The sequence below is a fragment of the Stygiolobus caldivivus genome (assembly GCF_019704315.1).
GTDB lineage: Archaea > Thermoproteota > Thermoprotei_A > Sulfolobales > Sulfolobaceae > Stygiolobus > Stygiolobus caldivivus.
In genome coordinates this window covers 763,284-776,629 of the sequence record NZ_AP024597.1, presented here as the reverse complement: position 1 = coordinate 776,629, position 13,346 = coordinate 763,284, and the positions used below count along the sequence as shown (strand labels likewise).

General features: G+C 39.7%; 12 protein-coding genes. 7 read left to right on the top strand and 5 right to left on the bottom strand.

All coding sequences use genetic code 11. From position 1 onward, the window contains the following. Positions 1-41 precede the first annotated feature (41 nt). On the bottom strand, positions 42-464 hold the full coding sequence (locus KN1_RS03945; protein WP_221289520.1) for an NUDIX hydrolase: 423 nt from the start codon (positions 462-464) through the stop codon (positions 42-44). 60 nt (positions 465-524) lie between these two features. On the opposite strand from KN1_RS03945, the gene KN1_RS03940 reads away from it, so the two are divergent. Then, entirely contained in the window at positions 525-1,826 is a 1,302-nt protein-coding gene (locus KN1_RS03940) for a hypothetical protein (RefSeq protein WP_221289519.1), read from the top strand. A gap of 124 nt (positions 1,827-1,950) precedes the next feature. Beyond that, a complete protein-coding gene (locus KN1_RS03935; protein WP_221289518.1) occupies positions 1,951-3,219 on the top strand; it encodes a Glu/Leu/Phe/Val family dehydrogenase in 1,269 nt (422 codons plus the stop codon). A gap of 579 nt (positions 3,220-3,798) precedes the next feature. Here the strand turns inward: KN1_RS03935 and cysS are convergent. Genes cysS through KN1_RS03920 form a run of 3 tightly spaced genes read right to left on the bottom strand, consistent with a single transcriptional unit; the run spans position 3,799 to position 6,558 of the window. Further along, positions 3,799-5,202, bottom strand: a complete 1,404-nt coding sequence (gene cysS, locus KN1_RS03930; protein ID WP_221289517.1) for a cysteine--tRNA ligase — start codon at positions 5,200-5,202, stop codon at positions 3,799-3,801. Continuing rightward, positions 5,199-6,125 carry a bifunctional phosphoglucose/phosphomannose isomerase gene (locus tag KN1_RS03925; protein ID WP_221289516.1) on the bottom strand — a complete coding sequence of 309 codons (927 nt, stop codon included), beginning with the start codon at positions 6,123-6,125 and terminating at the stop codon, positions 5,199-5,201. Before KN1_RS03925 ends, cysS begins: the two co-directional genes overlap by 4 nt. Next, positions 6,118-6,558: a hypothetical protein gene (locus KN1_RS03920; RefSeq protein ID WP_221289515.1), complete on the bottom strand. Its 441-nt coding sequence runs from the start codon at positions 6,556-6,558 to the stop codon at positions 6,118-6,120. Before KN1_RS03920 ends, KN1_RS03925 begins: the two co-directional genes overlap by 8 nt. A gap of 53 nt (positions 6,559-6,611) precedes the next feature. Here KN1_RS03920 and KN1_RS03915 point away from each other — a divergent pair, with 53 nt between their 5' ends. From KN1_RS03915 to KN1_RS03895, 5 genes are all read left to right on the top strand, one after another. Continuing rightward, a complete protein-coding gene (locus tag KN1_RS03915) occupies positions 6,612-7,928 on the top strand; it encodes an FAD-dependent oxidoreductase (RefSeq protein WP_221289514.1) in 1,317 nt (438 codons plus the stop codon). Between the two features lie 65 nt (positions 7,929-7,993). Next, complete coding sequence (locus KN1_RS03910) at positions 7,994-9,082, top strand: DNA double-strand break repair nuclease NurA (RefSeq protein WP_221289513.1); 1,089 nt, start codon at positions 7,994-7,996, stop codon at positions 9,080-9,082. Further along, on the top strand, positions 9,075-10,895 hold the full coding sequence (locus KN1_RS03905; protein WP_221290524.1) for an ATP-binding protein: 1,821 nt from the start codon (positions 9,075-9,077) through the stop codon (positions 10,893-10,895). The genes KN1_RS03910 and KN1_RS03905 overlap by 8 nt, the downstream gene beginning before the upstream one ends. A gap of 1 nt (position 10,896) precedes the next feature. Continuing rightward, positions 10,897-11,289: a hypothetical protein gene (locus KN1_RS03900; protein WP_221289512.1), complete on the top strand. Its 393-nt coding sequence runs from the start codon at positions 10,897-10,899 to the stop codon at positions 11,287-11,289. Beyond that, positions 11,267-12,208, top strand: coding sequence for an acyl-CoA thioesterase (locus KN1_RS03895; RefSeq protein ID WP_221289511.1), 942 nt, complete (start codon positions 11,267-11,269; stop codon positions 12,206-12,208). Before KN1_RS03900 ends, KN1_RS03895 begins: the two co-directional genes overlap by 23 nt. Here KN1_RS03895 and KN1_RS03890 read toward each other — a convergent pair. Next, a complete protein-coding gene (locus KN1_RS03890; RefSeq protein WP_221289510.1) occupies positions 12,180-13,289 on the bottom strand; it encodes an MFS transporter in 1,110 nt (369 codons plus the stop codon). The two genes, KN1_RS03895 and KN1_RS03890, sit on opposite strands and share 29 nt — an antisense overlap. Between the last annotated feature and the right edge of the window lie 57 nt (positions 13,290-13,346).

Below are 13,346 nucleotides of genomic sequence, written 5' to 3'. Positions count from 1 at the left end.
GATAAGCCACACCATGGGTCAACAACTTGAACCCGACACTTTTATCTTTCTACGATCCTGAGTGGTAATTTTTCACCTTTAAAATACCTCTCAAGCATATTCACGGTAGTGGGACTAATGGGTAAATGCTTTAGCTCGTCAAAATTGAAAAATTTTGCTTCTTCAGCGTCTGAGCCTGCCATAATTTTCCCGCTCCCAATTTCGCATAGAAAATCTAGGATTACATAATGGAAACCTTCCTTGATTATTTCTACTACCCCCACCAGGTCTTTAGGGATAACATTTATGGATAGTTCTTCCCTCATTTCCCTCTTTAGCGCCTCATCTATTAGTTCCCCATAACTTACTTTTCCTCCCGGGATTGCCCAAGAGCCTTGGTTAGGTGGGTGTTTCCTTTTGACTAATAAAACTCTCTTAGACGAGTCTAATATCACACACCCTACTGCAACTTTGGGAAAACTCATAGGGATTAAAAGTTCTACCTTGGATAAAAGTTAATATATCCTATTAACTCGAATTGTGTGATGAAAAGATATTTACTAGGTTTATTAGTAGTATTACTGTTATTCCCTGTAATTACTTCTGCCATTTCTAGTAATGTGACCCCTACTAATTACTACCCCAGTAATAATTATGCTACAGTTCAGAGTAATACAGTGACGATTTATAAAAACCTCTCATATCACGTCGTGACTCAAACTACCTTAAATAAGACTAAATTGACTAACTATTACTACTTAAATTATGAGGTTATCGGGAACGAGAACTCTACGCTTACAGTTGATTTGCAAGGTAATTTCACCACTAATAGCAGTAAATTAATTGGGGGTTTAGGTAACCATACAGCTAACATCTTTAGTAACCTATTGTCCCTCTATTACCCCTTCTTCCCTCCATTCCTTGAATATAATACTACCTACGGTATAGAGACAAACAGTGGAAAATATGCTATCTCGTATATAGGCCCAAGTAAATTCTTGTTAATGGGGAGTAACGTCACTTCTCAGGATTACGTGGTATACTTTAACAGTACGTACTCTCAATTCTTTAAAGTATTGTCTAACGGGTTGGTAGCCAATACGACTTATACTTTACCTAACGGTACGAGCTTAACGATAACCCTTTCGTCTTATTCTGAGCCGATGAATATAACTTTTAACACGCCAAGCCTCAGTGGGATAGATAGACCTTATCTCTATTTAGAGTTCGCATATAACCCTAATATAAATAGCCTAACTCCTCAATATTACGTGGAAATCTACTACCCGTTCCAGATAGGGGACTATTTAGCTCAAGTGAACTATTTACTCTACCCACAATCAGGGAACATAGTCGTACCAGCTAATATAGGTAATATACCAGTATCGGTAAACTTCGTACTAGTGTTCAAGCCGTATTACGATGAACAGTTAACATTTACTGATAATGTAGGTAATTCTTCAATAATTTGGGACGGCGATAATTTCACTTTTGTAAATACGACATATGTTACTACCGTGAACGGGACTCAGGTAGAGACGTACTTGTATAAACACTTTGTAAACGGAACCCTACCTCAAGCGTCATATACAATATACACTTATTTCTCGCATAACGGAGAGTTAGAGCTAGAAAAAGTATATTCTGTTGGGCTTGGGAACGTAACTTTGGAGTACAGCTTTGTATCCAACGAGTACGTAAGTACTAATGCTACTTATCCGCCCTTGACAAAGCCCCTTTATACTACATTACCCTTTAAACCGATAGATTTAGATACAGCTATCCTAGTAACTATTATATTTTCTGTAATTCTATCCGCCATAATTATATTACTTAGGCAGAGATGAACGTCATATCTTTTTTTAGAGACAATGAACAACTAGTATTTTTTCATGATAATTATGGATAACTTATACAAGTCTAGTGAAAAAGTTAAATTTTTACTAAGAGAGAAGATAACGTGAGGTTCTTATGACAGAAACTGTTCAAGCTACACTTTCTTCAAACCTTTATGACCAACAAGTAAAAAAGCTATATAGAGTAGGAGAAATTTTAGGACTACACGAAGACGTTTTAGAGACTCTGTCCCAGCCTGAAAGGGTAATACAAGTTAAAATAGAGGTCAAGGGAAAAGACGGTAAGGTAAGGACTTTCTTAGGCTGGAGGTCACAACACAACAGTGCGTTAGGTCCGTATAAAGGGGGTATAAGGTACCACCCCAATGTGACACAAGACGAGGTAATAGCATTGTCGATGATGATGACATGGAAGAACTCCTTATTACTGTTACCTTACGGAGGAGGAAAAGGCGGGATAAGAGTAGACCCCTCTAAATTAACTAAAGAGGAACTGGAAATGTTGTCAAGAAGGTATGTCGGTGCACTCTACAAGTATATAGGTAGTGATATTGATATACCGGCACCTGATGTTAACACAAGTCCTCAAACTATGGCCTGGTTTATAGATGAATACATAAAGATTACCGGAAAGGTGGATTACGCCACGTTTACGGGTAAACCGGTTGAACTCGGGGGGTTGATAACCAGGAATTATAGTACGGGGCTAGGTGTTGCAACAGTTGCCAAAGAGGCAGCTAGTAAGTTCATAGGCGGAGTAGAAGGGGCTAGAGTAATAATTCAAGGTTTCGGTAATGTAGGTACTTTTGCTGCAAAATTCCTCCAAGAGATGGGGGCAAAAATTATAGGTGTCAGTGATTCTAAGGGTGGAGTTATAGACCCTAATGGGATTGATGTCAATAAGGCGTTAGAAGTAAAGGAGAGGACCGGTTCTGTAACAAATTACCCTAGCGGTAAAAAAGTCAGTAATGACGAACTGTTGGTTTCCGAATGCGATATTTTAATTCCCGCCGCATTAGAGAACGTTATACATAAGTTCAATGCGGATAAGGTTAAGGCTAAAATGATAGTAGAGGGGGCGAACGGTCCTCTAACAGCTGATGCGGATTTAGTAATGAAGAATAGAGGAATTCCAGTCGTACCGGACATACTAGCTAATGCAGGAGGTGTAGTAGGTAGTTATGTAGAATGGGCTAACAATAAAATGGGTGAAATAATGGAGGAAGAAGAAGCTAAGAAACTCATAATATCCAGGATGGAGAAAGCATTTAACAGTGTTTATGACGAGTTTAACAAGTTAGGAGACCAAGACCTTAGGATGGCGGCTATGGCGTTAGCAGTGGAAAGAGTGGTAAACGCTATGAAAGTTAGAGGACTGATTTAGAAAGTTCTAACTTTACCAAATGCCTTTAACCTTTTATTTTTATAACCACAACACCGTTCTACTCAAAAGGGATCGGTACCCCTTGCACCATTTTCTAGCCTTTTGTGTCCAATTGATCAGGATATGGGCAGAGAAGTATTTCAGTCGTCGGCGTGATTCATAACCTTACTAAAAACCCTAAAAAGTTTCTTAGCTCTGAAATCTCTTGCTAGTACCCCTGTAAATTCTCTATCTTGAAGTGATCAGGACTTGTCGTACGTATTTTAATAACCGGTTAGTATCAAGGTAAGAGTCCAGAAAAATTGTAGAATAAATAGTTTTTAGATGTGTATTTACAAAAGGTTAAAAACCGCGCCTTTTTATGGTGGAGATGAGCATTTTAATATGTTTTTTCATAACGATAATTCAATGGCTGAGAGTGAAAATATCAAATGCTCACACATTAATGATAGCGGGCATTTACCATGGCTTCTATGAAGCTCCTTTAAAAAATTTGGATAAGTAAGGGTAAGTTCTTAGGTTTATTAGTCCCCCCCCCCCCATCGGGTTACTATTAGGAAACCATAAGGCCTAGCTGGTTCATTCAAACCTCCATGTCGTTTTGTCCTTAGAGTCTAGTAACCTAACACCCGCTCTAGTAAGTACGTCCCTAATCTGGTCACTTAGGTCATACATCTTCTTAGACCTTAAGATATTTCTGACCTCGACTACAGCGTCAATGACCTTATTCAAATTTTCATAGGCAGCGTTAAACTCCTCATCCATAACCCCGTAAACATAATTGAACTGCCTAAAGGCATCAAGCGCTAACATAGCACCCATGAAATCTTCGGAAGACTGTAGGTCATTAAAAACTATAGTTGCTATTTCGTGGACTTGTGATAAAGCTGTTGCGGTATCAAAATCATCACTCAAAGATTCATGAAATTTTTGAATCAACCAGATTATCTTCCTCTGAGTTTTTACTTGCTCATCATTAGAATAATACTTAGGGCCGCTCTTAATGACCCCCCTTATTATACTCATTGCATCTTTTAGCCTCTGAAGCGCTGACGAGGCTTGAGCCAAAGAATCTTCACTGAAATCGATAGTATTCCTATATTTAGCGGTTAGGTACCAATACCTAAGAGTGTTCACTCCCCATTTTTTAATCGCCTCGTTCAAGGGTATGATATTCTTTAAAGATTTGCTCATCTTCTCTTTATTAATGGTCAGATACGATACGTGAACCCAATACCTTACCCAAGTTTTACCCAACAGTGCCTCGGATTGGGCCCGTTCATTTTCGTGGTGCGGGAATACTAAGTCTACGCCTCCTCCGTGTATGTCAAACTGATCCCCGAGGTACCTCGTAGACATAGTGGAACATTCTATATGCCAACCCGGCCTACCCTTACCCCAAGGGGACTCCCAATAAGGCTCCCCAGGTTTCCATGCTTTCCATAGGGCAAAATCGTAAGGGTGTCTTTTCTCCTTTACGAACTCTTCGCCTTGGTTCCATTCCTCCTTTCTGGTCCCCGATAATAACCCGTAACTGGGGAAACTCTCTACATCAAAGTATACACTGCCGCTCTGGGCCACATATGCGTTTCCCTTCTCGATAAGTCCGTTAATAAATTCTATTATTTCCTTTATATGGGTCGATACTCTAGGGTGCTGGTCTATTTCTACTTTTAGCTGTGAGAGTGAGTCTAAATAGTCCTTCATATAAAAATCTACGATTTCCGTCCAGTCCCTACCGGTCTCGTTAGCCCTTTTTATTATTTTGTCATCAATATCTGTAATATTCTGAACCCTGATGACATTATAGCCCTTTAGCTTTAGGTACCTCAACATAGCATCGAATGCGACAAAGGTCCTCCCGTGACCAATATGCACATAATCGTACACTGTAGGGCCACAGACGTACATTTTTACAGTGTCAGGCTCTACAGTGTTAAGCTCCTCCACTTTTCTACCCATAGTGTTATATATCCTTATCATTTGAGCTCACTCTCGAGTACTTTATAAGTCATTTCCCTTATTTTCGGGATTAACCTTAGTTGCTCTGGCTTTACACCGAGCAAGTCCGCCAGTCTTACCGAAGTGAAACCGGCTAACAAAAACATACTTGAGATTAGTTTTAAGGGTGACGAGTAAAAAGGCCTTACGATAACTGCACCTATCAGTTCCGCGGTCTTCTCGTCTACCGCATCTGACGGGATAACTATGGGCTGGAATTTAAAGGGGTAAGCCTCAGAGTAAAGTTCGATTTCGTTGTGGTTTGCCTCCGGTAATTGGGAGAAAAATGCAGGGTATTTTGCATTTTCATTAACCTCTTGTTTAAACCTCTCGGCTATAGGCAATAGTTCCGAGGCGTAAAAGACTGGAATTTTACCCTTGATTTCTGAGGCTAGTTGGGACGAAAGACCGTCTACCTTGCTGAGACTTTCCTTAACTCCTTCCAGTAATTCGACCTCATTGTAAATTTTTCCCAAAGTTACGTTAAGTAGCTTAACTAAAAAGGTAAAAATAAACGGAAATACATATCTAGTCTGAAGGCCATTAGGTAATAGTAAGACGGGGTAACCTTTGGACTTCGCGAGTTCTAGTATCTTCCCCCCTCCGGTAATTATTGCTATTTTCCTTACTCCTAGTCTTTCAGCTTCCTTTAATGCTACAAGGGTCTCCGTAGTGTTACCGGAGTAACTGACTGCAAAAACTGTCGTCTTTTCGTCTACCCTTACCTTATACCCCCTAAATACCTCATAATGAACTGGTAAGTTTAGTAGCTTCAGCGCCTCACCTGGTATTCCACTTCCTCCTATCCCGAAATAAGCTATTTTTTCTGATTTCCCTATTTCTGGGACTTCAGCCTTTATAGCTTCTGAGAAAAAATTGACCCACTTTTCATAAGGGTTATTCACTCTTAACCACCATACTCACGCTAAGGGATGGTGGGTTTGCGGATATTGAAGCGTTTATGCTTTCAACTCCTATCTTTTTAAGATTTGGTCTTAATTCTAGGATACTTGAGGATATTACGAGTGAAGCAAGTGAGAGATACTCTTCTATATATGGGGAGACCTTACTGTCTGAAGTTAATAAGGAAATATTGGCTGGTTGAAATATATAAATAAATATTATGTTAACCCTCTGCGTCAAGAGTATAAAGCTGGCTAATGCCTCGTCCCACTTCTGAGCAGATATAGAATCTTCAAATTGCTTTAGTAAGTCCCTTTGTTTTTTAGTCTCAGTTTTTAGAAACTTCACAACCTCATTCTCATTAAAAGACAGTGATGTAGAACTTAACTCGTCTAACTTTTTAATTAAATTATCGAAGAGTAGAGCCTTCTCCATAATTGATATTACAATCACAGTATAAAAAGGTCTTTCTTTACAAAATAGATAGTATGGAGAAACTCATTGTAATAGGTGGCGGAGCAGCTGGGATGAGCGCGTCAAGCAAAGCTAGGAGGCTAAAACCGCAGATGGAAATAGAAGTATTCGAAGCCACAAAGATGGTAAGCCATGCACCTTGCGGAATACCTTATTTTGTAGAAGGTCTGTTCGATAATGAAGAACTATTTATGACCTACACTCCGGAGTTTTTTATTGAAAACAGAAAAATAAACGTCAGAACAAATACGAAGGTTACGGAAATAGACTTAAATTCACGCATAGTGTACGCGGAAGGAAAGTACGGTAAAACAAAGAGTGAATACGATTACCTTGTTATAAGTACCGGTTCAAAGCCCAAAAGGTTACCAACTGAAGGTGAAGACAGAGTATTTTATATGCACCACCCAGCCGAGGCCGTGACCCTCAGACAGAAGTTATGGTCTCTGAACACGATAGCAATTATTGGAGGGGGGATTTTAGGAGTAGAGGCGGCCGAGGCTTTATCGGAAAGGGGTAAAAAAGTGATCCTAATCCACCATGGTAAATACTTACTCAATAAGACCTTAGATGCGGAACTAGGAAAAATAATAACCGACAGAGTTTCTAGAGACGTAGAGGTTAAAATAGGAGAAGCAGTAAAGGAGATAAAACAAGGGGGAAGGACAATAGTTACAGATAAAGGAAAATACGAAGTGGAAGGTACAATAGTTGCTGTAGGAGTAGAACCAAACACAGAACTCGTTAAAGGAAAATTACTACTAGGCGAAACTGGTGCAATAAAAGTTGATGAATATATGCGTACTAATTATAGAGAAGTCTACTCAGCTGGAGATAATACTGAGAGTGTAAATATAGTGACGGGTAAACCGTATTGGGTCCCGTTTGCTCCGGTGGCAAATAAGATGGGTTATGTAGCGGGGAGTAATATAGGAGGAGAGCCAATGAAGTTCCCCGGAGTCGTCAACACCCAGATAACCAAATACAAGGAATACTTTGTCGGGAGAGTAGGGCTACAAGAGGAGGAAGCCAGAAAATACGGCTTCCACCCAGTATCTGCAACTATTTCAGGTAAGACTAGGGCCAGATACTATCCGGGTGCGAAGGATATCCACGTTAAAGTTATTGCTGATGAAGATACCAAGAGGGTTCTGGGAGCCCAAATTGTAGGGGAGGAAGAAGTCTTAGGGAGGATAGACATGATGGCTGCAGCTATAATGAAGGGTTTTACTATCGAGGATACGTTCTTCATAGAGATGGGCTATCTCCCGGCAATATCGAGAGTATGGGACCCGGTTATCGTAGCGATAAGGAAGTTAATGAGAGATTAAGAAGGGGTAATACCCGTGAGTAATACGCCATATTTAAATATTTCGTTAATCAAGTTTATCAAAGCATGAGTAATACTAATGAGCTCATTGTAATACTCGACGAAGTAATACAAAAATACATCAGGGAATACTTTAGTATCTATAATATAGACCCATCTTTAAGTGAGAGCCCTGCAACTCTAGTATCTAACGACCTTATAAATGAGGTAACACCTAGCAAAGTAAGTAGAGAAGTATTAGCGGTAGACGGGAGTAGTAGGAGTATTACATCGGCAGGGGGAATAATAAGTATAGTTACTTTAGGCGTCTCTTCATTATCAAAACCCTTATACGGTGCTTATCCGGGGCTTTTTGGGATAAGAAACTTAGATTTAGATAAACCGTTTGTTGCACTTGCTTCTTCGTCTTTTTCCAAGGGTATTAACGCGTATTTATATTCTTCGAAATATGTTACAACAGTTTCCTTAGATGGTACTCCTTTTCAATCTATTTCGGAACCTGAAAGGGTGGAGACAGAGCTGAGGGCTATACTAGAGACCGAGGCGTTGAAAAAGCTAAAAGGACAAGGAGTAATTATCGTAGATGGCCCCTTATTCCCTTCATATACATTCTTACCAGAAAAAGTAAAGAAGGCACTTACAAATGAAAGGCTCAAAGTCTTAGATTCCAATTACATAGGAATTGTAAAAAGGCTAGATAAATCAGACCTCCTAGTTAAGTCGCTAGCTTCCAGAGCTAAGGAAATTTCCGTGAAGTACAAAGTAGACCCCAGGGGGTTTATATCGGATGAAGCATTTCTGTTTCAGCTTGTAAGGTTTAATTTTAATCCACCCTATCCAGTACTGACTGTAGGCCCCCTGATAAAAGAAATAGCCCAAGGGGTTAAAATTTACGTTAATTATCTCGTTTACCCTGTTCATAGATACGTTCCTAAGTTCTCCTTCTTAAGAATAGAGTCCTTTAACCGGGACGGAGTTAACTTAGTTGCTTCACAAAAGTTCACGATTGATGGTATACCTACGGTACTCGCGCTCGCCGATAAAACGGCTAAAGAGCTATCTTCTGGGATTTTACGTTATATCGCCTTCTCATTAGAACGTATCGGCCTACAAGAAAGCTTTAGAGGTAAATTTGAGGTGCTAAATGTTGTCTGAGGACATATCTAATACTATTAAGGACAAGATCGAAAAGGCTAAGGCTTTAGCAATAACGTTAGGGGTAATAGTAGGGAGGGTTGCAAGGAGTATACCTAGCAGAGTTGATGAAGAAAATTATATCACAAATGTCATAGTCGATGCATCGACCTATTACAAATACCCTTTTTTAGGGAAAATTGGGGTATTACTCGGGGCTATTGATATAAAGTCCTTGTATTTCGTACTACTTAGGGTAGTAGGGTATGAGAGGAGTGATGTCTCTTCCCTCCTCTTTTCGGATTCCCCCATAATATCATCAAATGATACCGGAGAGGAAGAACCTGGTTCACTCGTATCTAACGTGGTAGTAAAATGCGAGATGCTTACGAAAGTAAACGTGCTCGAATCCACTGAACCGGAAGCTGCTGATATAGTGATCGAGCCACAGTCTCCAGTCATAATACCACAACCCGAAATAATCGAAAGGTCTCTAGACACTAACAGGGGTCTATTAAAATTAGGTTATCTTGATAACCCCACAAGTAACGTAAAAGTAGGGGTAAGTCTAGACGACCTAAACTACCACATGCTATTACTGGGCACTACCGGAGCCGGGAAAACCTCTTTCGTCAAAGACCTCATAGCAGGCATTTATAAGGCCACTGATGATACTAAAGCCTTCGTATTCGACGCTACCGGTGACTATTACCACATTTTCTTACCTCCTGATAAAAGTAATAAGACTGTAAAGCAAAGCGTAGCGATGTTTGAGTCTTTATATTCCAAGATGACCGGGGTAGACCTAGGCATAATATATCCAGTAACTAGGCGGTGGCTTAAGAAATACACTAACGGGAAAAAAGACCTCCTCTCTATTACTACAGCGTATTACAAAATTTATGTTGAACCAATAGTCAAATATTTAGAGAAAAAGGGTTATACGTTTTATATCTCGGTAGATAAGGGGAGGATAGTTATATCAAACAGTGAGTGGAGGTCAGAAACCGAGATCTACCCTTTTTATTTCAGGTTCAAAGAGGTAAGGAGGGTATTACCTAAACTGAACCCTTACTTCTCAGAACAAGCCACACAGTTCCTCAAGATCTTAATGAAAAGGGAAGGTAAGAAGTATGAGTCACTTTCGGATTTAATTGAGGGGTTTGAAAAGGAAGACCTAGAGCACATAAGCATACATAAGAGCACCAAGGAGAATATCCTGAGGGGGTTGTACTTGCTTAAGGAGACGGGCATGTTCGATGTAGGAGCGGAGAGGGTCCCGATCACAGACCTACTTCTAAACAATAATAAAAAACTACTCATATTAGACTTATATAACAGTGAAATAGATGATTTCTCACAAAAGATCTTGACTTACTATATGCTCGACAAAATCTTTGAAGTCAGGGAGAAACAAATGAAGAGCGGTATATTGAAGGACAGGTTAGTCTTGATTATAGATGAAGCGCATAAGTTCTTCCCTTCCGTAAAAGGGGGAGAAGAAGACGCTAATTATGTCAGGAGAGTAGCAGGCAAGATAGCTATGATGATGAGGTTAGGCAGGAGGAGAAAGATCGGTTTCATATTCTCGACCCATAACCCAGCAGACTTATCGGACATTATAGTCCAGCTCGCAAATACTAAGGTTATCTTCAGGATTAAACCTGAAGTAGCGGAAATGATGGGGTTGTCTAGGAGTGAGGCTAAGACGTTAAGTTGGGAGAAGAACGGCATAGCCTATCTCATATCTCCTTGGCTAAGAGAGGGAAAGGTAAAGATAAAAGTCCCGGTTCCACCACCTCTTGGGCATTACGATTTATCAAAGGCGACGTAAAATGGAGGAACTGATATCAGCTATCAAAAAAATGAAGATTAAAGGCGATAAAGTGTCTGTAATAGATTTTTTAAAAGTAGTTATGAAATTAATCCCCCCATCTGATGATATAGGGATATCTTTAGCTAAAAAAGGGACTCATGAATATGTACTCGACAGACGGGGGCTAGCAATTATAAGCCTTTCTGAAGACGAGTATTTGCCTTTCTTCTCTGCATCAGAAAAGAGAGTTGAATTGGATAGTTTACCAGACGATGTCGCAAAAATAGTAAGAAATAACTGGAAGGAGATCCTCGACCAACTGAGAGATTACGTATTGGACTATAGTAAAATTGATAAGAGGTACTCAAAAGTAGTAGATGAGATTACCGATGCAGTCTTTAAAAATCTCTGATACTAAAGTCACGGCGATCAAAGTAATACATTATGAACACACTAACTATATGGGAAGACTACATGGGGGCGATATGCTCAACTTCCTTGTCGATATAGGGATGCTTTCGGCTATGAAAGTATCTAAAGGACTGGCTGTCCTAGCTTCGCTCGACGACGTAGTCTTTAAAAAACCTATCCTTTTAGGTGATATAATTACAGTCGAAGCTGAAACACAATACGTCGGCAATACCTCTATGGAGGTAAGCATGAGGGCAGTAAGAGGCCAAGAGACTTTAGTTGAAGCTACTGGGGTATATGTTAAGGTAGACGACCTACTAAGACCTACTGTCGTGAATAGTAAAATATATCCCGTAAGCGATGAGGAAAGAAAGAAATATGAGACGGCTGTAAGCAGGAGAAAAAGTAGGAAGATAGATAATTCATTGCGTTATAATGTTAATGACCCCACGGAAGGTCTCTCAAACAGACTAGTTTCTACAATATACGTAACGCCAGATATGACTTATAACGGTAAGATCATCTCAGCAGGAAAGATGTTAAAAGTCATGGACGATATGGGGGGAGCACTTAGTTTAAACTATATAGGTTATGAAGGATACGGTAAAGGAGATACGGTTGTTACAGTATCAGCTAACAGCATGAGCTTTTACACACCAGTAAGGTTGGGTGATATCTTAGAAATTAGGGCTGGTATAAGTTACGTTGGTAATACGTCCTTAGAAACAATGATAAACGTGATCCGTATAGACCCAGAAAATATGAACAAAGAACACGTCACTACAGCATATTTCAATTACGTGAGGATAGATAACTCAGGCAAGCCGGTAAGGTTAAAGCCTCATCTTCCTCAGAATGAAAACGAAAAGAAAGTATTTGAGGAGGCTTTAGCTAGGAGGAAGAAACTACTTTCACACTAGTTATATAGTCGTAAAATAAGAAGAACGATATAACAAACCCGAAGAAACTTATGAAATACGCTTGTGATATAGAGTGGGGGTTCACAAAAGCTGATAAAATACTACCCCCTGCGCTTGCCAAGTTTTCTCCGGCATTAAAGAGACCGATTATAGCCCCCCTATTTTTACTTAAGTTTTTAAACATTAACGAGAAAAACGCAGTACTATATAAGGGATACGATGAACCAAAAGCTAAAAATATTGGCATTATACCGAACGATAAATTGATAGAAGCGAAAACCAGTAGCCCTAAAGTTAAAACTATAGATGAACGGAGGAAAATTATTATAAATGTATAATATAGTTCGTTATCCCTGACCATTTGCGGGGACTTATAGTAGACATACTCATCAGTTATGTAGAGAACCGTGTAAGAAAAGAAGTAAGTCCATGAAGGCAACCTATATATAGTAAGGAGAGGTATAAACATTACGTAGAATACCTCAGCCGATAAGTTGAACATAGAAAATGAAATTAGAGGTTTGAGCATTACCTTAAATTCTTTTATCCTTTCTACCCTATCTTCCCTTATATCCCCTTTATATTTGGGGATAGCTATAGAGTTCACTAGTGCTCCCAGCCCAAATAATACGAAAGGTACTTCAAAATGAGGGAACAACGCACCTAATAGACTACCTGTTATGTTCCCTGCCAATGAAAGTTGAGATAACCTTGAGTTGCCCACAACGAGCATTTCAGGAGCTATTTGTTCTAGAAGAATGACCGAGTAAAGCGGAGAGTCCAGCGCGGAAAAGAACCCTACTAATGAATACCCCACAAGTCCAAATGGAGTCCTGAAAATTATAAAGGAGGTTAAGAGACCGCTTAGCGGAAGTAATAACGCATATAAATACCTCTCTCTACTTTTATCCAGTAATACGCCCCACACGTAAGAACCTATAGCTACTGCTAGGTTATTTAGCGTTATACTCAACCCTAATAGAGCTGTTGAATGGGTTTCGTCAAAAAGTGAGATGGGATAAAGGAGGGAAAGCATAGTTAGTCCAGCTACTATAAAGGTCTGACCTAGGAATATCTTCACGATATCTCAGCTTAAGGAAGTTAAGCCTAAAAGATGTCGGGCTTAATTTCATTATCC

Bases quoted from the DNA above. Each gene is read 5' to 3' on its own strand.
- KN1_RS03945 (WP_221289520.1), bottom strand. From the start codon at position 464: ATGAGTTTTCCCAAAGTTGCAGTAGGGTGTGTGATATTAGACTCGTCT.
- KN1_RS03940 (WP_221289519.1), top strand. From the start codon at position 525: ATGAAAAGATATTTACTAGGTTTATTAGTAGTATTACTGTTATTCCCT.
- KN1_RS03935 (WP_221289518.1), top strand. From the start codon at position 1,951: ATGACAGAAACTGTTCAAGCTACACTTTCTTCAAACCTTTATGACCAA.
- cysS (WP_221289517.1), bottom strand. From the start codon at position 5,202: ATGATAAGGATATATAACACTATGGGTAGAAAAGTGGAGGAGCTTAAC.
- KN1_RS03920 (WP_221289515.1), bottom strand. From the start codon at position 6,558: ATGGAGAAGGCTCTACTCTTCGATAATTTAATTAAAAAGTTAGACGAG.
- KN1_RS03915 (WP_221289514.1), top strand. From the start codon at position 6,612: ATGGAGAAACTCATTGTAATAGGTGGCGGAGCAGCTGGGATGAGCGCG.
- KN1_RS03910 (WP_221289513.1), top strand. From the start codon at position 7,994: ATGAGTAATACTAATGAGCTCATTGTAATACTCGACGAAGTAATACAA.
- KN1_RS03900 (WP_221289512.1), top strand. From the start codon at position 10,897: ATGGAGGAACTGATATCAGCTATCAAAAAAATGAAGATTAAAGGCGAT.
- KN1_RS03895 (WP_221289511.1), top strand. From the start codon at position 11,267: ATGCAGTCTTTAAAAATCTCTGATACTAAAGTCACGGCGATCAAAGTA.